Source organism: Streptomyces sp. NPDC085866, assembly GCF_044541035.1.
In the GTDB taxonomy this organism is placed as follows: domain Bacteria; phylum Actinomycetota; class Actinomycetes; order Streptomycetales; family Streptomycetaceae; genus Streptomyces.
Genome location: NZ_JBITSQ010000031.1, coordinates 41881 through 63150, shown reverse-complemented (window position 1 = coordinate 63150; position 21270 = coordinate 41881). Strand labels below are relative to the sequence as shown.

Here is a 21270-nt window from a genome sequence, read left to right as displayed (position 1 = left end):
GGAGGCACCCCATGCACCTGTCCCGACGGAACCTACTCGCATCGGCCACGATGGCAGCCGTTCCCGCCACGCCCCAACACCGCGAACAACTGCACACCGGCTTCGAAAGACTCGCAGCCGACGGATACTCGCCACTCAGCGGCCAGCGCGTGGGCATCGTCGCCAACCCCACCGGCATCACCCGTGACGCCCAGCACATCGTCGACGTCATGCACGCCGACCCCCGCTGCACACTCACCGCGGTCTTCGGTCCCGAGCACGGCTTCCGCGGCACCGCCCAGGCCGGCGGCTCCGAGGGTCGCTACGACGACCCGGCGACGGGCCTGCCGGTCTACGACACGTACCTGAAGAGCGGCCGCCCGCTGGCGGACATCTTCACCGCCTCCGGCGTCGACACGATCGTCTTCGACATCCAGGACGTGGGCGCCCGCTTCTACACGTACATCTGGACCCTGTACGACTGCATGGAGGCGGCCCAGCTCGCGGGCAAGAAGTTCGTCGTGCTCGACCGCCCGAACCCGGTCACCGGCCGCTCCGCCCAGGGTCCCGTCCTGCACCAGGAGTTCGCCACCTTCGTCGGCCGCCGGCCCATCGCGCAGGCACACGGCATGACGGTCGCCGAGCTGGCCCGGCTGTTCAACGGGGAGTTCCTGAGCACGCCGGTCCCGCTGGAGACCGTCCTGATGACGGGGTGGCAGCGCACGCGCTTCTACGACGCCTCCGGTCTGCCCTGGGTGCCGCCGAGCCCGAACATGCCGACCCCGGACACCGCGCTGGTGTACTCGGGCACCTGCATGTTCGAGGGCACCAACCTCTCCGAGGGGCGCGGCACGACCCGGCCCTTCGAACTCCTCGGCGCCGAGGGGGTCGACGGGCGCTGGGCCGCCGCGGTCAACGAGCTGGGGCTGCCGGGTGTGCGGTTCCGGGAGGCGTACTTCGCGCCCACCTTCTCCAAGTTCCAGGGCAAGACCGTCGGGGGCGTGCAGATCCATGTGCGGGACCGGGCCGCCTACGACCCCGTACGCACCGGGATCGCCCTGCTGGTGACCGCGCGGAAGGCCTGGGACGGCTTCGCCTGGCGGTCGGACGACTGGATCGACAAGCTCACCGGCTCCAGCCGGGTGCGGACGATGATCGACGCGGGGGCCGGCACGGACGAGGTGGTCGCCGCCTGGCAGGACGAGCTGGCGGCTTTCCGCAGCGTTCGAAAGGAATACCTGCTCTACAAGTGACCCGCGTCGTATGGCCAACTCTGCCCCGGCGCAGGACGATACGCCCACATCGCATCGTTCGGGGGACGAGGGAGCCCGGCATGGCGGATCCTGGAATGAGCGTGACTCCCTACTGGGAGCTGACCTTCGATGCGGACGGGGACGTGGACGGCCCCGAACGCGACCGGCTGCTGGCGCAGGTCACGGACCGGGACGTCCGTGACCTGATCGTCTTCGCGCACGGCTGGAACAACGACCGTTCGGGCGCCACCGCGCTGTACCGGCGCTTCTTCGCCCCGATCCCGAAGCTCGCGCCGAAGGCGCGGATCGGGTACGTGGGGGTGATCTGGCCGTCGATGCGGTTCTGCGACGAGCCGATCCCGGACTTCCCGAGCGCCGCGCCCGCTCTCGTGGCGGGCCCGGCGCTGGACCCGGACACCCGGCGCGCACTGCTGACGACCTTCCCGGGCCGCGCCGATGAGCTCGACCGACTGGCCCGGATGCTGGACGAACAGCCGGACGGGGACGCGGGGTTGGCGGAGTTCGGACAGCTGGTGCGACAGCTGGTCGGGACGGCCCAGCCGCTCTCCGTGGCGGACACCTCGCAGCAGGGCGAGCCCCTCATGTTCAGCACGGACACGGCGACGGCCTGCGAGGAGTTCGCCGCGGCGCTGACCGGGCCGCACGCCGAGTTCAGCCTGCCGAACCCCTGGGAAGGCGCCAAGGAGCTGCTGCGGCAGGCGACGTACTACACGATGAAGCGGCGGGCCGGGACGGTCGGCGAGCACGGACTCGGGCCCTTCGTCGGACGGTTGGCCCAGGCGGCCACCGGTGTACGGGTGCATCTGGTCGGACACAGCTTCGGCGGGCGGCTGGTGGCGTTCGCGCTGCGCGGGCTGCCCGACGGCGTGCGCGCGGTGAAGTCCGTGACACTGCTGCAGGGCGCCTTCTCGCACTACGCGTTCGCGGCCCGGCTGCCCCAGGACCCGGACACCGCGGGCGCGCTCAAGGACCGGCATAAGCGGATCGACGGGCCGCTGGTGTGCTGCCACTCGCACTTCGACCACGCGCTCGGCACCTTCTATCCGCTCGCCTCGCGTCTCGCGGGGGACGACCACTCGATCCTGGGCGTCGACATCGCGGGCGTGCTGGGCCCCGAGTGGGGAGCCATGGGGCACGACGGGGTGCAGGCGGTACCGGGCACCGCGAAGCTGGACCTCGCCGCGGCCCTGAACGGGGCGCTGCCCGGCTCGGGCTGCGTGAACGTCGACGCGGCCGCGGTCGTCCAGCGCGGGGGCCCGCCGTCCGGGGCGCACAGCGACATCGTGCACCCGGAGCTGGCGCGGGTGGTGCTGGCGGCGGGCCGTATCGCCTGACCCGCCGCCGTTCGGACGTCACCGGTGTGACGTGTACTCCACGACCTGCTGGAAGGTCGGCCGGTTCTGCCAGCTGATCTTGCCGTGCTTGATGCCGCCCAGGGTGCGCTGGACGATCGAGTCGGCGCACCACTGGTCGCCGGCCGAGCACTGGTCGTCGCCCGGGTAGACCTGGGCTGCGGTCAGCCCCGCCGCCTGCTTCAGGGTGCCGATCAGGCTGTCCCGGCAGGCGCTGAGGCTGCCGCCGCCGCAGTACTGCCGGGCGAGCGAGCCCTGCACGGACTCACCGAGCACCGACCGGATGTCCTTGTCGACATAGCTCCACCAGCCGTACTGGAAGGAGCTTCCGGCGTGCGAGCCGGTCGGGCCGTGCCCGGCGGACGGGGCCTCGTCCACGGGCAGGTTGTCGGTGAACGCGGTGTACAGGTCGCTGCCCAGGCCGGGCTCGAACTCCGCCTTCACCAGCAGCGGCCACCAGGCGTCCAGGATGCGGATCGCGTCCGCGTTGGCGTACGCCTTCGAACCCGCCGAGGTCTCCGTGCGCCTGGCGCCCGCGGTCACCCACGCCTGGAGCTTGTTCACCGCGGCGGCGGCCGTGGAGTCGGTCACCGGGGAGGAGTTGATCACCTTGAGCAGCTTGGGCAGCACGTCCTCGGCGCGCAGGTCGGCGAGGGCCGCGTCCGCCATGGCCTGCACCAGCTTGGTGCGGGTCACCCCGCCGGCCGCGACCAGCTTCTTCACCCGGTCCTCCAGCAGGTTGCCGCGGTGCACCGACCCGTCGCCCCAGGACGCGGTCGTGTAGTCCTTGGCCTGCTTGTTGTTCCAGGAGACGTAGTAGTCCTGGTCGACCGAGTTGGGGTGCGCGGAGGCCGGGGTGTAGTCGGCCGTGTTGGTGGCCGGGTCCCAGTTCCTCCACTCGTACGCCGGCTGCGCCCACACCGGGAACTCGGCGTCGACGCCGCTCGCCCGGACCGGGTTGTCACCGCTGTTGTAGTACGCGGTGTGCTGGGAGTCGGCGTAGAACCAGTTGAAGGTGTAGTTGATGTGCTGGGCCGCGCTCTGGAAGTCCTTCGGGCCCTTGACGTAGTCGGGGTCGTTCAGCATCTGGAAGCCGATGATCGAGTCGGCCTCGTGCAGGTAGGAGGAGCGCAGGGTGGTGTAGGCGACCTTCTTGCCGCCGACGGTGGCGCGGTACTCGACCGGACCGTACTTCGTGCGCCACACCCGCATGGTGTACGACCCCGCCGCGGTCCCGTCGGCGGTCGTCGGCTTCCACGCGTTCTTCTGCTCGACCTCGTCCATCGCGGTACAGGTGCCGTGGTACAGGTAGTGGTAGTCGTCCTGGCACAGCTCGACGGCGTAGGTGTCGATGATGTCCTGGCCCGAGGTGGTCGCGCTCCACGAGTAGTCCTGGCCGCGCCCCAGCTCGACGTACATGCTCAGGCCCGCGAAGGAGGCGCCGCGGGCGCTGATGCCCGGGCCCTGGATCTCCTGGAGCATGAGCAGCTGCGGGGCGAAGTAGCCGGTCTGCGGCCCGAAGACGGCGATCGGGTGGCCGCCGGCGGTGTACTTCCCGCTGACCACGAGGGCGTTGGACATGCCGCGCCTGGCGGAGCCGAGGGTGGTCTTGGCCGCCGTGGTGGAGGCGCTGGTGGCGCTCGCGGTGGCGGCGCTGCCCGTGCGGTCGTAGACCAGCGGCTCCTGGGTCACCGAGCCCGGGTCGGGCAGGGCCTCGCCCTGGGGGTCGTCGGGCTTGGACGCGTAGGGGAAGCTCTCGCCGTTGTGGACGGTCAGGACGGCCTCGGTGTCGTTGCGCTCACGGAAGGACTCCCAGACCTTGGTGCCCTCCTGCACGCCGTACTTGGACTGGGCGGCGATCAGGGAGAGCGCGTTGTTGACCTCGCCGCCCCCGCCGGAGCCGAACAGCGAGCCCACGACGGAGCCGAGCGCCACCAGGTCGGTGATCTTGAAGTGGTCTATGGTGCCGGCGTTGGTGATGGAGTCCTTGTGGCCGGTCAGGACGTACTCGCCCGGGAAGTAGCGGCCGCTGTCGGAGGCGTCGATGTAGGAGTTGATGCCGGCGAGGTAGGCGTTGGCGTCGGCGAGGGCCTGCTGGCCGCGGGCGCCGTTGTTCGCCACGGCGTTGTCGATCTGCGCCTGCAGGTCGGCCTCGGTGTACGGCGCGTTGCGGTAGAACTGCTGCTCAAGGCCCTGGTTGGCGGCCGCGCCGCCGGCGAAGGTGGTCAGCTGGCCGCGGCCCACGTGCCGGAAGACGTCCATCAGCCACAGCCGGTCCTCGGCGGCCGCGTACCCGGCACCGAACTCGGTGCCGTACCGGGTGGTGCCTGTGATGTGCGGCACACCGGTCTTCTTGTCACGGACGATCGTCACGTCACTGCGGCCGGCCGGCTTCTCGGTCGAGGCGACCTGGTCGGAAGGGACGCCGAAGGAGGCGTCGTTGAAGAAGGTGTTGATCTTCGCCTCGGTGAGCCCCGAGTAGCCGGTCGCCAGGTTGGCGTACGGGCCGAGCTGGTCCTCGGCATGGGAGGGCTGGGTGCCGAAGGCCTGGTTGAGCAGGATCTGGGCGAGGGTGGCGTTGCCGTTCTCGCCCGGCGGCAGGATGTCCGAACACTGGCCGCCGCAGTAGTCGTTCGAGGCCGTGGCGCTCTCCGCCGCCGCTGCCTGGGTGAGCGGGGAGAGGACTCCCGCGATGAGAACGCATACGGATGCCGTCTTCAGGAACCCGGTGAGCCTGCGGGGAGTTCTCAGTTTGTCGAACAACACGTTGCGTGGGGTGCGCCGTGGCATGGCAGCTCCTCCCGACGGGGGTGGGCCGGACGTTACCGCCGGTATCCCCGGGATTGAAGATGAACATGCGTCAAGTTTTGGAGTCACGAGGGCCGGTGCGCCCGGCGGTCAACCCGGGGCGCCTTATGGGAGGGCATCGGAAATCGGATGGAGCCGGATCGCGTGTCGATACGTCTACTCGGCGACGTCGCGCGAAAGCCGTACGGCGACGCCGAAGTGACCGAAGTGCGGACGCAGGTGTGACGGAGGTGCAGGGCGATGGCCGGATTCCGAAGTCTGGCGAGACAGGTGCGCGATCCGCGGTGTGATCTGGCACTGCGGCGCTACTCACTGCGTAAGTGCCTGGAGCGGTTCGCTCCTTACGGGCACCGGGCGACCTGGGACCACTTGTGCTCCCGGGCCGGTTTCGGTCCGGAGGACCGCTCCCCCGACCCGGCGCGGCTCGTGGCCGCACTGGAGGAGCTGGAGGAGGCGCGCGAGGTCTGGCTCACCTATGAGGGCGAGTTCGCCGAGCGCCGCAAGAAGGAGAAGCACGACGGGCTGCGCCGGCCGGGCACCGTGGACGACTGGCACCGGCTGACCTGGGGCGGGTTCGGGGTCGCCTGGTGCGACGACCCACGGGTCCACCCCGACGAGCCGCTGGCCGAGGTGCTGCGCCGGCTGATCGCCGCCCTGGAGCGGGAACCGGGCTCGGCCTGCCCGGTGTGTTCGGGTGAGCGCCTCGTGTGGAAGTACGACCTGGACCACGAGCCCTCGTCCGGTCCGGTCTGCACGGACTGCGGGATCCTCGTGCCCCGGCCCGTGCTCACGCCTCAGGCGCTGGCGTGCGCCGGGCGGGGACAGCTGCTGATCTCGGCCTGATCGGCAGGGGGTGGAACCGGGGGTGCGCAGGGGGATGCCGCACCGTTCCTAGAGACTGAGCGGGAGTGAGTCCTGTTGCCAGGAGTCATGTTCAGCCGCGTGCCCCGAACGGTGTTGGGCACACTGGTCCCCCGCTTTCGCGCCGTGTCCGGCGCGCACGGATCGTGTCCGTGGTCCAGGAATACGGGGGCGGGTTCCCTCACGCCCCGAGACGCCCGGTTCGGCCTGGACGGTCCGATGCCCGCATCCATCGCTCTGGTGAGTGCGGGGCGGTGCCGTCCGTCGCCGGATCGGGTGTCCCAAGGCGCGCCCTCCGATCGCCACGGCTGCCGCGTCGTGGCGAGTCGTCTTCCTGTTCTTCGTGGTGAGGGGCTTTTGCCAGTGCTGGGCGCCCCACTTTGAGGTGTAGGCGGGATCGACCGCGACGACTGGGATGCCCAGTTCGGCGGCCATCGACACCAGCCGCGCCCGCAGTCTTGCCACCGGCATGCCGGAGATCAGCTTCCGGAACCCCTTGCGGCGCCCGTGTTTCTCCCGCGTCTTCTCCGCGTGGAAGTCCAAGTCCTCGACGGCGACCGCCAGGCCGTGGCGCCTGACGAAGTGCAGCAGTCGGATCAAGGCGTGGCGGATCTGGGCATCGCGATGCTGAGCGGTGCCGGACAGGTCGTAGTCGAAGCGGTGCGGCTTGCCTACCGGGTTGCCATGGGTGTCGAGCCGCCAGGCGGCCAGATGGTCGGCGTTGGTGTCCACGCCGACCACTCCGCCGGCCCGCGCCTGGCCGAGCGGCACGGTCTTGACCGGCGGGATCTGCCAGGAGGCGGTCAAGTACCAGCGTCCGCGCTGCACGTCCTCATGGATGCGGTACGCCACGGCGCGGTTGGTGGTGACGCGGTCGGCCCACTGATCGCCCCGGTGGTGAAAGGCGACGCGGGAAGCGAGCACATACCGGCCATGCGGGGCGTTGGCCAGATGGGCCGGCGGGGCGGGCGGTTTGCCGCCCAGCGGCGCCGCCAGTCATCCTCGCTCAGCCCGGATTCTTCGAGGTGGTGCCGGGCGTTCAGCAGCCGCTTCCCACCCCGCACCACAGCCACCTGCCCGGCCTCCCGGTCGGCCCGCTCGCGCTCCAGCCGGTCGGCGAGCCCGTGCATCCGCCGGGACTTCGCATGCCACTCCTGACGGGAGCGGTACCCGCCCGGAGCCCGTTTGGTTCCCGGCTCTCCCACCGGCAGCGACAGCCGGTGCCCGATCGTGCGCACACCGGCCTCAAGTCCCTGGATGTACTTCGACTGGGCACGCCGGGCCAGCGCCCACTGATCGTGCGTCGCCTTCGTGATCGACCCGGCCCAGCGCGAGGAGGACTCCCCCCGTCAGAGCTCAGAGCCCGCTTACGCTCCACCCACGCATCCGTGTCGTGCTCCAGAGCAGCAGCACACCGGACCCGGAGAGCCCGCCCGGCCGGCGTGCCGAGGTGGTCGCCGACCAGCCTGAGCACCTTCTCGTCCCTGCACGTGAGGTGCTTGAGCCGAGTACGGACGGCGACCCCGGACGGGCCGAGGGCGACAAACGGCGCCGCCACCTCGCGCAGCCCACCCAATTCCCCCGCCCCTCCCCAGGTGCCGAAGATCCTGTCACCGCACCGACGAGCAACTTCCGCCAAGGTCACGCATTCGAAGCAAGAACTCCCGTTTCCCCTGAACGTCCATGCGCGGGAGTAGTCGCAGCGCTCACTCATGCACGCTCCGACGCGCCCGAGCACGCTCAACCGACAACAGTTCCAGACCGCTTGCCGGGACGCGCCGTTGGGCACTGTCAGTGGCCTCCGGCACCATCGACTCATGATGCAGGTGTGTCTCAACGGCCGCCGCTCGGCCATGGACGGCGCGTGTGTGCCGTTGTCCCCCGAGGGCTTGTCACGGTCCGCCGCCGAAGCGGTCGCGGCCGGCGCCACGGAGATCCACGTCCACCCCAAGACACCGTGCGGGCACGACAGTCTGTCCCCACGGGTGCTCGCCCCGACGCTGGAAGCGATACGGGCGCGGATACCGGCGCCGGTCGGGGTGACCACCGGCGCCTGGGCCGAGCCCGACCCCGCCGCCCGGCTCGACCGGGTGCGCAGCTGGTCGGTGCTGCCCGACTTCGCCTCGGTCAACTGGCATGAGCCGGGCGCCGAGGAGGTGGCCGAGCAGTTGCTCGCCCGGGGTGTGGGTGTGGAGGCGGGCATCTGGTCAGGCACCGACGGGGCGGCCCGGTTCGCGGTCTCGCCGCTCGGGCCGAGGGTGCTGCGGGTGCTCGCGGAGGTGACCGACCCGGATCCGGCGACGGCTCAGGCGTCGGCGCGGGCCCTGCTGGCCGAGCTGGGCGAGGCCCACGGCCGCCCGGTGCTGCTGCACGGCGAGGAGGGCGGCGCCTGGCCGGTGCTGCGTCTGGCCGGACGGCTGGGCCTGGCCATCCGCATCGGTCTGGAGGACACCCTGGTCCTGCCGGACGGTGAACGGGCCCGGTCCAACGCTCAGTTGGTGGGGGAGGCGCTGTCCCAGCAGGCGTGCGCCCAGCGGTCGTCGTAGGGCAGGGCCAGGAGTTCACTGCGGACGGCGAGGTCGTACTCGCCCAGGGCGTGCAGGCGGGCGGCACCGGGGCCGGCCAGCCAGGTACGCAGCTCGGCGAGGCCCGCCTCCTCGCTGTCGTCGTACCACCAGGGAAAGGGGGAGTTGTCGGAGAGCAGGTCGTAGAGCCACACGTCGGCGCAGTGGATGAGGTGTGTGTCGGCGACCGGTCCACGGGGCCAGCCATCGAGGAACGGAGTGACGCTCTGCGCGATCGTGACGCAGGTGTCGAAGATGTCGTCGATGCCGTACGGCGGTTCGGCGGTCGTGAGGGCGTCCTGCCACCAGGCGCGCAGGAAGGCATCGATCGCCGCGGACTGCTCGGCCGGCCAGGAGCGCCAGTCCACCCGGCTCAGCCCGTGGCAGCCGTAGCCGATCGAGCCGAGGGTGGCGTCGGCCATCGCCCGTGCGGCCTGCGGGAGCAGGCGGCGCATCGCGGCCGCGTGGTCGTCGAAGTGGTCGGACACCTCGAAGAGGTACATCCGCACCACGTCGACGGGCATGCGGACGTACGGCGTGCGCAGATACGCGGTCTCCTCGGGCAGGTGGCACCGGCCGCAGCCGGTCTCGTTCGGGCTCGCGAAGCCGTTGAAGACCGTGTCGATGTCCGCAAGGGCGGCGTCAAGTGCGGGTGAGGCCATGGGAGTCGGTCCCGTCGTGACTCCGTGCGCGGCGTCGCCGCCGGCCGAAGATCACGACGTTAGCAGGCCCGAATCCGGTCGCTCCACCCCTTTCTCGTGCGGAGAGTGGGTGTCGATGAAACCGAGCTGAGGAACCGAGGAGTCCCCAGATGTCGACGCTGCGCGTCACCGCCGAAGTGCTGACCGTCCACGAGCACCCGAACGCCGATGCGCTCGAGTTGGCCCAGGTGGGCCTGTACCGAGCCGTCGTCGCCAAGGGTGCGTACCGCACCGGCGAGGCCGCCGTCTACATCCCCGAGCAGTCCGTGCTCCCGCCGGGGCTGATCGAGGAGCTGGGGCTGACCGGACGGCTGGCGGGCGGCGACGCCAACCGGGTCAAGGCGGTACGGCTGCGGGGTGAGCTGTCGCAGGGCATCGTGTGCCGGCCGAAGGAGCTGGCGGACGTGGACCTGGCGCGAGCCGCGGCCGAGGGGACCGACTTCGCCGAGCGGCTGGGCATCACCAAGTGGGTGCCGCCGGTCCCGCCCACGATGGACGGGGACGTGGAGTCCGCGCCCGATCTGCTGCCCTGGGTGGACATCGAGAACATCCAGCGGTTTCCGGACATCTTCGCAGCGGGCGAGGATGTGGTCCTGACCGAGAAGCTGCACGGCTCGGCCTGCCTGCTGACGTATCTCGCCGACGAGGACCGGGTGCACGTCTCCTCCAAGGGCTTCGGCGCCAAGTCCCTCGCCCTGAAGGAGGATCCACGCAATCTGTACTGGCGGGCGGTGCGCGGACACGGCGTCGCCGAGGTCGCGGCCCGGCTCGCCGAGCGGCTGGGGGCACGCCGGGTCGGCATCTTCGGCGAGGTGTACGGGGCGGGGGTGCAGGACCTGACGTACGGGGCCGACGGGCGGCGGGAGACGCTGGGGTACGCGGTGTTCGACGTCTGCGCCGAGATCGACGGCACGGTGCGGTGGCTGGACGCGGCCGCACTCCTCGACGGTGAGCTGCCGTTGGTGCCCCGGCTGTTCTCGGGGCCGTACGACATCGAGCGAGTGCTGGAGTTCGCGAGCGGGCGGGAGACCATGTCCGGGCGGGGGCTGCATCTGCGGGAGGGCGTGGTGATACGGCCCCTCGTGGAGCGCTACAGCGGGGTGACCGGGGGTCGGGCGATCGCGAAGGCGGTCAGCCCGGCGTACCTGACGCGCAAGGGCGGGACCGAGTACGAGTAGGTCTCAGCGGCCCTCCGCCATGAGCCGCGATCCCGCCCTCCGCTCGCCGAACACGTCGTCCGGGTTGGACAGGACGCATGTGTCCAAGGACAGACAGCCGCAGCCGATGCAGTCGGTGAGGTGGTCGCGCAGGCGGTTGAGCTGCTTGATGCGTTCGTCCAGCTCGGAGCGCCACGCCTCGGACAGGCGGGCCCAGTCCTCGCGGGTCGGGGTGCGTTCCTCGGGGAGTTGCGCGAGGGCCTCGCGGATCGTGGCCAGCGGGATGCCGACCCGCTGGGCCGCGCGGACGAAGGCGACGCGGCGCAGCGTGTCGCGGGTGTAGCGGCGCTGGTTTCCGGTGCTGCGGCGGCTGGTGATGAGGCCCTTGGACTCGTAGAAGTGCAGGGCGGAGACGGCGGCGCCGCTGCGCGCGGACAACTGGCCGACGGTCAGCTCGTGGATCTTCTCGGGAAGCTGGGGCACTCCACAGAGACTACCGACAGACACCGTCCGGCCGGTCGGGACGGTATCCGTTGACATCGCCTCCGCACCCGACCATGCTAAGCAGTTGCTTAGACATGCGAGCGAGAGGCCGGGAACATGGCAGAACCGAGGACCTTCACCTCCCCCGACGAGCTGAAGGGCGCGGTGGGCGAGCAGCTGGGCTACACGGACTGGCTGGAGATCGACCAGAAGCGGATCGACCTGTTCGCGGAGGCCACCGGGGATCACCAGTGGATCCACGTGGACCCGGAGAAGGCCGCGGCGGGACCGTTCAAGACCACCATCGCCCACGGTTACCTGACGCTGTCGCTGCTCCCGCTCTTCGGGCCGCAGCTCATCAAGGTCGAGGGCGTGAGGATGGGCGTCAACTACGGGACGAACAAGGTCCGCTTCCCCTCCCCCGTCCCCGTCGGCTCCCGGCTGCGCGCCACCGCGACGATCACCGGCGTCGAGGACGTCCCGGGCGGCGTCCAGGTGGCCGTCGCCTTCACCGTCGAGCGCGAGGGCGGCGACAAGCCGGTCTGCGTCGCGGAGTCGGTGTCCCGGTACTACCTCTGAGTGCCCCCCGGGGGGCGCCTTACTCGGCGCCCACCATCCGCAGCACGAGGTCGGCGTACAGCGCGCCGACCTCCTCGGGGGTACGCGGGCCGTCCAGGGTGAACCAGCGGGCCACGTCGATGCACAGCGAGAGCACGGCGAGGGTGGTGCCCTTCACGTCGAGCACGTCGAACTCGCCGGAGGCCACACCGTCCTCGATGATCCCGCGCACCTCGGCGTCCACCTGGCGGCGCAGCGCGACGATCTCGGCGCGGGCCTCGGGGCCGAGCGCTTCGAGTTCGTACTGCACGACCCGTGCGGTGGTGCGCCGCCCTGCGTGCCAGCGGACGAAGGAGCTGACGGCGTCGGCGAGCCGCTCCGCGGCCGTGCCCTCGCGCCGGGCCGCCGTCCGCAGGATGTCCAGGGCCTTGTCGTGGCCGATCCGACTGATCCGGTGGAGCAGCTCTTCCTTGGTCTTGTAGTGGATGTAGAGCGCGGCCGGGCTCATGCCGGCGCGGCCCGCGATGTCGCGGGTCGTCGTCGCGTGGTAGCCGCGCTCGGCGAAGGCCTCCACGGCGGCGACCAGCAGTCGCCGGGCCGCCTCAGGGGTGACCTCTTCCCACGGCTCGACCTCGCCGCCGGCCGTCTCCTCCGCCGTACTCATCGCTCGCTCGCCCCTCTCGGTGACAGGAGCACCACCATACCGCCGAAGGTGAGCGCTCGCTTAGAGCGCCCGCTCAGAGCTTGCCTGCGCTTTTCACAGCTTCTCGAAGGGGTCGTGCTCGGCGAGCAGCTTCTCCAGGCGGGCCTGGTCGACGCGGCTGACGATCTGCCCGGCCTCCTGGCGGTCCCGGATCACCTTGGCGAGCGTGAAGGCGGACGTGACGAGATAGAGGACGGCGATGGCCAGGAAGGCCCGCACCCAGGCGTCGGCGTTCAGCCGGAAGATGCCCACGGCGGTGGCCACCATGGCGACCGCGAAGGAGGCGACGGACTGGCCGTAGAAGGCGGCCGTGTTCTGCTGTTTGACGGGTGTGTCACTCATGGGAGCAAGGATCGGCGGACGTGGCCCGCGCCACATCCGCCGAAGTACTCAGGAGCGTACTCAGAAGGCGGAGACCCCGGTGAGCGCCCGGCCGATGAGCAGCTTCTGGATCTGGGTGGTGCCTTCGTAGAGGGTCATCACACGGGCGTCGCGCAGGAGTTTGCCGGCCGGATACTCGTCGATGTAGCCGTAGCCGCCGAAGACCTGCAGGGCGTTGTTGGCGGCGCGGACGGCCGCCTCGGAGGCGAACAGCTTGGCCTTGGAGGACTCGACGGCGAACGGCTGCCCGCGGTCGATGAGGTCGGCGACCCGCCAGGTGAGCAGCCGGGCCGCGTCGACGTCGACGGCGATGTCGCTGATCAGCTCCTGCACCAGCTGGTGATGAGCGATGGACCGGCCGAACTGCTCGCGCTCACCGGCGTACCGCACGGCTGCGTCCAGCGCGGCCTGGGCTATGCCGACGCAGCCCGCCGCCACCGACATCCGCCCCTTGGCCAGCGCGGACATGGCGACGGAGAAGCCCTTGCCCTCCTCGCCGAGCAGCGCGGAGGCGGGCACCCGGACGTCCTCCAGAACCAGTTCGGCGGTGGCCTGGCCGCGCAGGCCGAGCTTGCCGTGGAGGGCGCGGCGGGTCAGTCCGGGGGTGTCGGCGGGGACCAGGAAGGCGGAGACACCCTTGTGCCCGGGGGCGTCCGTGGAGCGGGCGAAGAGCAGGACGACGTCGGCCCAGGTGCCGTTCGTGATGAACATCTTGGTGCCGTCGAGGACGTAGTCGTCGCCGTCGCGCACCGCGCGGGTGGTGAGGTTGCCCGCGTCGGAGCCGGTGCCGGGCTCGGTGAGGCCGAAGCAGCCGACGTACTCGCCCGCGGTCAGACCCGGCAGCCACCGCCGCTTCTGCTCCTCGCTCCCCCAGGCGGCGACCGACTTGGCGACCAGACCCAGGGACACGGAGACGATGCCGCGGACCGAGGAGTCCCCGCGGCCCAGCTCCTCGGTGACCAGGCAGTACGCGAGATGGTCGCCGCCCGAGCCGCCGTACTCCTCGCCGATGGTCAGACCGAGGAAGCCGACGTCGCCGAGCTTCTTCACGATGCCCCGGTCGACCTCCTCGGCCCGGTCCCAGGCGACCGCGTGCGGGGCGATCTCGCGCTCCACGAAGTCCCGGGCGAGCTGCCGTACCGCGGTCTGCTCCGCACTGAGCCCCAGGTTCACCACGAGATCACCCCACACCAGACGGATCTTGAAAGCCGGACATTTAAATTAGCACTGCTAGTTTCCTGTTGCAGCCCTACTATGTGCGCCATGGCCCGACCGCGCAAGCCCCTCCTCAGCACCGACCGGATCGTCGAGACGGCACGGGAACTCGTGGACGCGGAGGGCCTGGCGGCCGTCTCCACCCGGCGGCTCGCCGCCGAGCTGGGGGTGAGCGGGCCTTCGCTCTACAACCACTTCCGCACCAAGGACGAGATCCTGGAGGCGGTCGCCGACTCGGTGAGCGGTCTGGTGGACCTGTCGATGTTCGAGGACGTCCGGGACTGGCGGACCGCGCTGCACGACTGGGCCATCTCCTACCGGGCCGCCCTGCGCGACCACCCCAACATCGTCCCGGTCCTCGCCCGCGGGCCCGGGCGCCGCCCCGCCGCACTGCGGCTCGCCGACGCCGTGTACGGCGCGATGGTCGCGGCGGGCTGGCCACCGGCGCAGGCCACGTCCATCGGCGCGCTGATGCGGTACTTCATCATGGGCTCCGCGCTCGGCTCCTTCGCCGGGGGCTTCGTGGACGACGCGAGCGCGTACGACCCCGCCGACTATCCCCACCTCGGGCAGGCGCACCTCCTCGCCGAGCAGCAGGAGAAGATCGACGAGCGGGCCTTCGAGACGGGGCTGAGCGCGCTGCTGGACGGGCTGGCGCAGCAGTACGAGCAGGTACGGCAGAGCGTGTGAGGACACTTCGGCGGGTGCCTAAGTGTCGGTGCCGCATGCTGAAGGCATGACCGCCAAGGACTCCCGGGCCGCCGGCCTCGCCGCATTCGCCTCGCTGGTCGCCGACGAGACCCGGGCCGCGTGCCTGCTCGCGCTGCTGGACGGGCGGGCCTGGACCGCCGGGGAACTGGCCCGGCATGCCGGGGTCGCCGCGTCCACACTGAGCGAGCACCTGGGCAAACTGGTGGCCGGCGGCCTGCTCGCGGAGGAACGGCAGGGCAGGCACCGGTATGTGCGGCTGGCCGACGCTCGTGTCGCACAGCTCGTGGAGGACCTTGCCGCGCAGGTGCCTGTGGCGGCGGTACGGCCACGCTCTCTGCGGGAGTCGAATTCCCGGTCCGCCATGGCCCGGGGCCGTACCTGTTACGACCATCTCGCCGGACGGCTCGGCATCGCGGTCACGGAAGCGCTGACTTCCCGTGGGCTGCTTCGGCAGGACACCGGGTTCGCGCTGACGGACGCGGGGGTGGAGTGGTTCGGTACGGCGGGTATCGCCCTCAACCGTTCGACCAGGCGCCCGCTGGCCCGAGCGTGCCTCGACTGGACCGAGCGGCGGCCTCATCTCGCGGGGGTGGCCGGGTCGGCGCTGTGCCGGCACGCGATGGATGCGGGCTGGTGCGTGCGAATCGGCTCCGAGCGGGCCGTGAAGGTGACTCCGTCGGGGGAGCACGCGCTATTTGAGTTGCTCGGTGTCGAGGCGGCGGGGTTGGGTTGAGTTCGGCTACGGGGGTGGGGGGTTGTGTGGTGTGCCGGGTGCGGGTGCGTGGGGGCTGGTCGCGCAGTTCCCCGCGCCCCTGAGGGGTGCAGTGCCGCGCGCCGGAATCGCACCGCCCGTAGCTGCGGGCAGTGGTGCCGCTGGGGCGGCACGGGTGGGCGCAGCGGCACCCTGCCAGCGCCGGGGAGGGTCCCCACCTCCGCCCAGCTACAGCACCGGGGAACCAGCGACGCCGTCCGATTTCCGCCAGCCCACAGCCCTTTCGCTGCCTAGCTTCAGGAGCATGATGAGTACCTCCCCGCGCCAAAAGCTCCTCCCCGCTGCCGCCGCCGTCGTCTCCGTCGTGCTCTGGGCCTCCGCCTTCGTGGCCATCCGGACCGCGGGGGACGCCTACTCGCCGGGTGCGCTCGCGCTCGGGCGGCTGGTCGCGGGGGTCGTGGCGCTGGGCGTCATCTGTGTCGTACGGCGGGAGGGGTTGCCGCCCAGGAGTGCGTGGCGGGGCATCGGGCTGTCCGGGGTGCTGTGGTTCGGGTTCTACATGGTGGTCCTGAACTGGGGTGAGCAGCAGGTGGACGCGGGCACCGCCGCACTCGTCGTGAACGTGGGCCCGCTGCTGATAGCCCTGCTCGGCACCAGGCTGCTCGGCGATCCGATGCCGCCCCGGCTGCTGGCGGGGATGGCCGTGTCGTTCGCCGGTGCCGTGACCGTGGGGCTGTCGATGTCGGCCGGGGGCGGATCCTCGGTGTTCGGGGTGGTGCTGTGTCTCCTCGCGGCGGTGGCCTACGCCGCCGGGGTCGTCGCGCAGAAGCCGGCCCTCGGGCACGGGAGTGCCCTGCAGGTGACGACCTACGGGTGTCTCGTCGGTGCCGTGGTCTGCCTGCCGTTCGCCGGGCAGTTGGTGCGGGAGGCGGCCCATGCGCCGGTCTCGGCCACCCTCGACATGGTGTATCTGGGTGTCTTTCCCACCGCTCTCGCCTTCACCACCTGGGCCTACGCCCTCGCCCGCACCACCGCCAGCCGGATGGGCGCGACGACCTACGCCGTTCCGGCCCTGGTCGTGCTGATGTCGTGGCTGGCGCTCGGCGAGGTCCCGGGGCTGCTCACGCTGGTGGGCGGGCTGCTGTGCCTCGCGGGCGTGGCGGTGTCCCGGTCCCGGGTGCGCGGGCGGACCCGGCGGGTCGCGGCCGGGGAGCCGCGACCCGAGAAGGTCGGCTGAGCGTCAGAACACCACCAGGGACCGGCCGCCCTTGCCCGCCAGCATGTTCTCGAAGGCCGCCGGGATGCCGTCCAGGGCGATCCGTTCGGTGACCAGGGCCGAGAGGTCGAGCCGGCCCTCCCGTACGTGTCCGGCGAGCACCGGCAGGTCGCGGGCCGGGTCGGAGTTGCCGTAGACGCAGCCGGACAGGGTGCGGCCCCACTGGAAGATCTCCAGGGCGTTGAAGGTGACCTCCTGGTCCTTGCCGCCGATGCCGACGACCGTCGTACGGCCGCCCCGGCGGGTGGACTCCCAGGCGGCACGGATGGTGACCGCGCGGCCCACGCACTCCACGGAGACGTCGACGCCCTGCTTGTCGGTGAGGGCGCGGATCTCGCGGGGGGTGGTGTCGGAGGCGAGGACGAAGTCCGTGGCACCGGCGGCGCGGGCGAGCTCCTCCTTCTCCGGGGAGACGTCGACGGCGATGATGCGGGACGCGCCCGCGATGCGCGCGGACTGGAGGGTTGCCAGGCCCACTCCCCCGACGCCGAACACGGCGACCGTCTCGTCCGGCCGGACCTTGGCCGAGTGGTGGACGGCGCCGTAGCCGGTGAGGACGGCGCAGCCGAGGAGGGCCGCGTCGGTGAGCGGGACACCCTCCGGGAGGGGGAGCACGCAGGAGGAGGAGACGAGGGTCTCCTCGGCGAACGCGGCGACGTTCAGACCGGGGTGGAGGTCGGTGCCGTCGACGGTGCGGGCGTAGACGTCGGCGGTGCCGTTCAGCGCGTTGGCGCACAACCAGACCTCGCCGAGCGTGCAGGCGTGGCAGGTGCCGCAGGCCGGTGCCCAGTTGAGGACCACGGGGGTGCCGGGCGACACGTGGGTGACGCCCTCGCCCACGGCCACGACCGTTCCGGCGCCCTCGTGGCCGAGGACCACCGGGACCGGTACCCGCAGGGTGCCGTTGGACAGGGACAGGTCGGAGTGGCAGACACCGGCGGCGGCGAGGCGGACCCGGACCTGTCCGGGGCCCGGCTCGGGCAGCTCGATGTCGGTGATCTCCAGCGGGGCGCCGATGGCGGGCAGGACGGCGGCTCGTACGGCCATGGGTCGTGGACTTCCTTAGAACTGGAGGGACTTGGTCTGGAGGTACTCGGCGAGCCCGTGGCTGCCCAGTTCCCGGCCGACGCCGGACTGCTTGTAGCCGCCGAAGGGGGCGAGGGGGTTGAACCGGCCGCCGTTGATGTCGACCTGGCCGGTGTCCATGCGGCGGGCGAAGGCGACGGCCTCGGCCTCGTCGCCGGCCCAGACCGCGCCGGCGAGGCCGTAGACGGTGCCGTTGGCGATGCGCAGGGCGTCCTCCTCGTCCTCGTAGCGGAGGATCGTGAGGACCGGGCCGAAGATCTCCTCCTGCGCGATCGTCATCTCCGGGGTGACGTCCGCGAAGACCGTCGGGCTGACGAAGCATCCCTTCTCGCGCGGCGATTCGGGGCCGCCGGCGACCAGGCGGGCGCCCTCGGCGACGCCCTTCTCGATGTAACCGCGCACGCGTGCCTGCTGCTTGGCGCTGACGACGGGTCCGATGCGCTCGCCGTACTTGGCGGCGGCCGCGGCGGCCAGCTCGACGGCCTCGTCGTACCGGTCGCGGTGGACCAGCATCCGGGTCCAGGCGCTGCACGTCTGGCCGGAGTTGGACATGACGTTGGCGACGCCGACCTGGACGGCCTTGGCGAGGTCGGCGCTCGGCAGGATGACGTTGGCGGACTTGCCGCCCAGCTCCAGCGCCACCTTCTTGACGGCCGCGCCGGCCACCGCGCCGATCTGCCGGCCGACGGCCGTGGAGCCGGTGAAGGAGACCAGGTCGACGCCCGGGTGCTCGGCGAGCGCCTGCCCGGCGACCGGGCCGAGGCCGGTGACGAGGTTGAACACACCGGCCGGGACGCCCGCCTCGTGGACCGCCTCGGCGAAGAGCTGGGCGGTGAGCGGCGTGTCCTCGGCGGGCTTGAGGACGAGGGTGCAGCCCGCGGCGAGCGCCGGGGCGACCTTCGCGACGATCTGGTGGAGCGGGTAGTTCCAGGGGGTGATGGCGCCGACGACGCCGATCGGCTCGTGCAGGACGGTGGAGTTGCCGACCTTCTCCTCGAAGGAGTGGGTCGCGGCCAGGTCGGCGTAGGAGCCGGCCACGACGATCGGCACGCCCGCGTGGACCGCCTGCGCGAACTGCAGCGGGGCGCCCAGTTCGGCGGTGACCGTCTCGGCGATCTCGTCCTTGCGGGCCGCGAGCGCGTCCCGCAGCGCGGCCAGGCGTGCGGCCCGCTCGGCCGGGGGCGTGGCGGCCCAGGCCGGGAGGGCGGCGCGTGCGGCCCGTACGGCGGTGTCCACGTCCAGGGCGCTCCCGGCCGGGACCCGGCCGATGACCTGCTCGTCGGTCGGGTTCACGACCTCGATCACGTCCCGGCCCTCGGCGGGGCGCCAGGCGCCGTCGATGTACAGGCCGTCGTGTGCCTTCATGTTGCTTCCTCCCGGCAGGGCTGCGTCGTCCGGCAACAAACTAGCGGCGTTAGTTTTCAGGCGCCATACATGGCCGGACGTCCCCGGGATATCAGAAGTCGACCTGCGCCCGTTCGTCCACCCTGCCCACGGACTCCTGGCCGAAAGCCTTCTCGTGGGCGCGCCGGATGTCCTCGATGCTGCGGTCGCTCGCGTCCGCCCCTGCGGCTACAGCAGGATCGGCTCGTACGGCCGCTCCTTCTCGATGGTGCCGTGCGCGTCGCGCCACTGCCACCGCCCGTTCTGCACGGTGAGCCCGGCCGGGAAGCCGGGCGTGACCTGCTGGTCGACGAAGGCCATGAACTGCCGGTCGGTGACGGCCGGACCGCCGTCCGGGCGCGCCGTGCCGAAGAAGAGCCGGGTCTCGACGTACGGCTTTCCGCGGGTGTGCGCGGCCGGGTCCGGGGTGGCGAGCGTGGCGTACGCGGTCGGGGCGGCGGCCAGCAGCAGACCGGCCGTGGTGAGGGCGGCCCGGGTGGGGGTGAGGTGATTGCGCATGCCCCACCCCTGGTGGGCTCACTCCTCCAGGTCCGGCAGCCGCGCCGGGGACGGGCAGATCCGTTCGCCGTGCCGGTCGAAGACGAACAGGTGGGCGATGTCGACGAGAAGCGGGACCTGCATGCCGTGCCGGAGCTGGATGTCCGGGGTGGTGCGCACGACCAGGTCGCCGGGCATCCGGCCCTCCGGAGGCGCGGCTTCGGGGCCGTCGCCCGGCGGGTCCTCCAGGACCACGACCGGCCCGGCGCGCAGGGCACCGGCCCGCTCCCTGAGCCGGTCCAGGACCCTGGAGCCCTCCCGGCGGCGGCGCCGCACGGGGCGGCCGGACGGGCGCGGGGCCTCCAGCTCCGGCACGAGGGCCGGGCTCGAACCGGTGTTGAAGTGGACGAGGACCTCGTGCCCCTGGAACTCCACATGCTCCACCAGGCCGCTGATCGGCACCTCCCCGGGCCGGGCGGCGACGGGCCGCGGGGGTCCCCCCTGTTCGAGCGAAGCCGAGAACTTGGGGGAGATCCGGATCGCCTCCGAGCGCAGCCCGACGATCACCTCACGGCCCTGCTGCACGCGCAGCAACCGGTGGTCGAGGGAGAGGGGTTCGGGCAGGCGCAGCGCCTGTCTGCCGAGGCTGATGGTCATGGCGCCGTCCAGCGGGGCACGGACCAGGCCGCGCAGCAGATTGATGCGCGGGGTGCCGATGAAGGCGGCGACGAAGACGTTGCGGGGCAGCCCGTACACCTCGCGCGGGCTGCCGACCTGCTGGAGCACTCCACCGCGCAGGACGGCGACCCGGTCGCCGAGCGACATGGCCTCGGCCTGGTCGTGCGTGACGTACACCGTGGTCACACCCAACTCCCTGGTGAGCTGGGATATTTCGGCCCTCAAGTGGTTGCGGAGCTTGGCGTCGAGGTTGGACAGCGGCTCGTCCATCAGGAAGGCGGAAGGGCGGCGGGCGATGGCCCGGCCCATGGCGACGCGCTGGCGTTCGCCGCCGGAGAGCTGGCTGGGGAAGCGGTCGAGCAGGTCCTCGATGCCGAGCATGCGGGCGGTCGCGTCCACCCGCGGGCGGGGGTCGGCGCCCGGGGACTCGATGCGCAGCGGGAAGCCTATGTTGTCGCGGCTGGTCATGCTCGGGTAGAGGGCGAAGTTCTGGAAGACCATCGCGATGTTCCGGTCGGAGGGCTGCCGGTCGTTGGCGTACTCGCCGTCGAGGAGCAGTTCGCCCTCGTCGACCTCCTCCAGGCCGGCGATCATGCGCAGCACGGTGGACTTGCCACAGCCGGAGGGGCCCAGCAGTACCAGGAACTCGCCGGGCGCGATGTCCAGCGAGAGTCGGTCCACCACGCGGTTGCCCCGCGCGTAGGACTTGCTCACGTCGTGCAGAGAGATGGCGCGTGTCATGGCTGGTGTCCCCGGGGGCTGTCAGGAGCGCCGCTGCTCCGTGGGTCCGAAGGCCGCGTGCGGGTCGTACGAGGCCTGTGGGTCACGGAAGTTAACGGAATGTGCTCGGCCGGGGAAGACGGGGCGCGGCATCGGACGCCGCGCCCCTG

18 protein-coding genes and 2 pseudogenes are annotated in these 21270 nt (G+C 71.5%); 9 read left to right on the top strand and 11 right to left on the bottom strand.

Going from position 1 to position 21270, the window contains the following annotated elements; genetic code table 11:
• Window positions 1-11: 11 nt before the first annotated feature.
• Both ACIF83_RS44730 and ACIF83_RS44725 read left to right on the top strand, forming a co-directional pair.
• Window positions 12-1232 carry an exo-beta-N-acetylmuramidase NamZ domain-containing protein gene (locus tag ACIF83_RS44730; RefSeq protein WP_399736275.1) on the top strand — a complete coding sequence of 407 codons (1221 nt, stop codon included), beginning with the start codon at window positions 12-14 and terminating at the stop codon, window positions 1230-1232.
• An 80-nt stretch (window positions 1233-1312) separates the two neighbouring features.
• Entirely contained in the window at window positions 1313-2587 is a 1275-nt protein-coding gene (locus ACIF83_RS44725; RefSeq protein WP_399736272.1) for a serine-threonine protein kinase, read from the top strand.
• 18 nt (window positions 2588-2605) lie between these two features.
• Here ACIF83_RS44725 and ACIF83_RS44720 read toward each other — a convergent pair whose 3' ends face one another.
• Window positions 2606-5395, bottom strand: a complete 2790-nt coding sequence (locus tag ACIF83_RS44720) for a penicillin acylase family protein (RefSeq protein ID WP_399736269.1) — start codon at window positions 5393-5395, stop codon at window positions 2606-2608.
• Window positions 5396-5653: 258 nt separating this feature from the next.
• Between ACIF83_RS44720 and ACIF83_RS44715 the strand changes: the two genes are divergently transcribed.
• Window positions 5654-6256 (top strand): hypothetical protein, encoded by a 603-nt coding sequence (locus tag ACIF83_RS44715; RefSeq protein ID WP_390854781.1) that lies wholly within the window; start codon window positions 5654-5656, stop codon window positions 6254-6256.
• A gap of 48 nt (window positions 6257-6304) precedes the next feature.
• Here ACIF83_RS44715 and ACIF83_RS44710 read toward each other — a convergent pair.
• A pseudogene (locus tag ACIF83_RS44710) lies at window positions 6305-7850 on the bottom strand (IS200/IS605 family accessory protein TnpB-related protein).
• 241 nt (window positions 7851-8091) lie between these two features.
• Between ACIF83_RS44710 and ACIF83_RS44705 the strand changes: the two are divergent.
• Complete coding sequence (locus tag ACIF83_RS44705) at window positions 8092-8820, top strand: 3-keto-5-aminohexanoate cleavage protein (protein ID WP_393476306.1); 729 nt, start codon at window positions 8092-8094, stop codon at window positions 8818-8820.
• Here ACIF83_RS44705 and ACIF83_RS44700 read toward each other — a convergent pair.
• A complete protein-coding gene (locus tag ACIF83_RS44700) occupies window positions 8766-9500 on the bottom strand; it encodes a hypothetical protein (protein ID WP_393476309.1) in 735 nt (244 codons plus the stop codon). The two genes, ACIF83_RS44705 and ACIF83_RS44700, sit on opposite strands and share 55 nt — an antisense overlap.
• 149 nt (window positions 9501-9649) lie before the next feature.
• Here ACIF83_RS44700 and ACIF83_RS44695 point away from each other — a divergent pair, with 149 nt between their 5' ends.
• Window positions 9650-10717, top strand: a complete 1068-nt coding sequence (locus ACIF83_RS44695; RefSeq protein ID WP_393476312.1) for an RNA ligase (ATP) — start codon at window positions 9650-9652, stop codon at window positions 10715-10717.
• 3 nt (window positions 10718-10720) lie between these two features.
• On the opposite strand, the gene soxR is transcribed toward ACIF83_RS44695, so the two are convergent.
• On the bottom strand, window positions 10721-11179 hold the full coding sequence (soxR, locus tag ACIF83_RS44690; RefSeq protein WP_399736264.1) for a redox-sensitive transcriptional activator SoxR: 459 nt from the start codon (window positions 11177-11179) through the stop codon (window positions 10721-10723).
• A 117-nt stretch (window positions 11180-11296) separates the two neighbouring features.
• Between soxR and ACIF83_RS44685 the strand changes: the two genes are divergently transcribed.
• Window positions 11297-11758, top strand: coding sequence for a MaoC family dehydratase (locus tag ACIF83_RS44685; protein WP_393476317.1), 462 nt, complete (start codon window positions 11297-11299; stop codon window positions 11756-11758).
• Window positions 11759-11777: 19 nt separating this feature from the next.
• Here the strand turns inward: ACIF83_RS44685 and ACIF83_RS44680 are convergent, their stop codons facing one another.
• From ACIF83_RS44680 to ACIF83_RS44670, 3 genes are all read right to left on the bottom strand, one after another.
• Window positions 11778-12401 (bottom strand): TetR/AcrR family transcriptional regulator, encoded by a 624-nt coding sequence (locus ACIF83_RS44680; RefSeq protein WP_393476320.1) that lies wholly within the window; start codon window positions 12399-12401, stop codon window positions 11778-11780.
• Window positions 12402-12494: 93 nt separating this feature from the next.
• A complete protein-coding gene (locus tag ACIF83_RS44675; protein WP_393476323.1) occupies window positions 12495-12782 on the bottom strand; it encodes a YiaA/YiaB family inner membrane protein in 288 nt (95 codons plus the stop codon).
• A 60-nt stretch (window positions 12783-12842) separates the two neighbouring features.
• Window positions 12843-13994 carry an acyl-CoA dehydrogenase family protein gene (locus tag ACIF83_RS44670; RefSeq protein WP_393476592.1) on the bottom strand — a complete coding sequence of 384 codons (1152 nt, stop codon included), beginning with the start codon at window positions 13992-13994 and terminating at the stop codon, window positions 12843-12845.
• Window positions 13995-14084: 90 nt separating this feature from the next.
• Between ACIF83_RS44670 and ACIF83_RS44665 the strand changes: the two genes are divergently transcribed.
• The 3 genes from ACIF83_RS44665 to ACIF83_RS44655 all read left to right on the top strand — a co-directional run bounded on the left by ACIF83_RS44665 (window position 14085) and on the right by ACIF83_RS44655 (window position 16696).
• A complete protein-coding gene (locus tag ACIF83_RS44665; protein ID WP_386574624.1) occupies window positions 14085-14726 on the top strand; it encodes a TetR/AcrR family transcriptional regulator in 642 nt (213 codons plus the stop codon).
• A 46-nt stretch (window positions 14727-14772) separates the two neighbouring features.
• Window positions 14773-15480, top strand: a complete 708-nt coding sequence (locus ACIF83_RS44660; protein WP_399736258.1) for an ArsR/SmtB family transcription factor — start codon at window positions 14773-14775, stop codon at window positions 15478-15480.
• Window positions 15481-15766: 286 nt separating this feature from the next.
• On the top strand, window positions 15767-16696 hold the full coding sequence (locus ACIF83_RS44655; RefSeq protein ID WP_393476595.1) for a DMT family transporter: 930 nt from the start codon (window positions 15767-15769) through the stop codon (window positions 16694-16696).
• A 3-nt stretch (window positions 16697-16699) separates the two neighbouring features.
• On the opposite strand, the gene ACIF83_RS44650 is transcribed toward ACIF83_RS44655, so the two are convergent.
• From ACIF83_RS44650 to ACIF83_RS44635, 4 genes and pseudogenes are all read right to left on the bottom strand, one after another.
• Entirely contained in the window at window positions 16700-17782 is a 1083-nt protein-coding gene (locus ACIF83_RS44650; RefSeq protein WP_393476327.1) for a Zn-dependent alcohol dehydrogenase, read from the bottom strand.
• Between the two features lie 15 nt (window positions 17783-17797).
• The gene (locus ACIF83_RS44645; RefSeq protein WP_399736255.1) at window positions 17798-19186 is read right to left on the bottom strand and encodes an aldehyde dehydrogenase family protein; all 1389 of its coding nucleotides are present in this window, start codon (window positions 19184-19186) and stop codon (window positions 17798-17800) included.
• A 91-nt stretch (window positions 19187-19277) separates the two neighbouring features.
• A pseudogene (locus tag ACIF83_RS44640) lies at window positions 19278-19723 on the bottom strand (DUF3574 domain-containing protein).
• An 18-nt stretch (window positions 19724-19741) separates the two neighbouring features.
• The gene (locus tag ACIF83_RS44635) at window positions 19742-21121 is read right to left on the bottom strand and encodes an ABC transporter ATP-binding protein (protein ID WP_399736252.1); all 1380 of its coding nucleotides are present in this window, start codon (window positions 21119-21121) and stop codon (window positions 19742-19744) included.
• Between the last annotated feature and the right edge of the window lie 149 nt (window positions 21122-21270).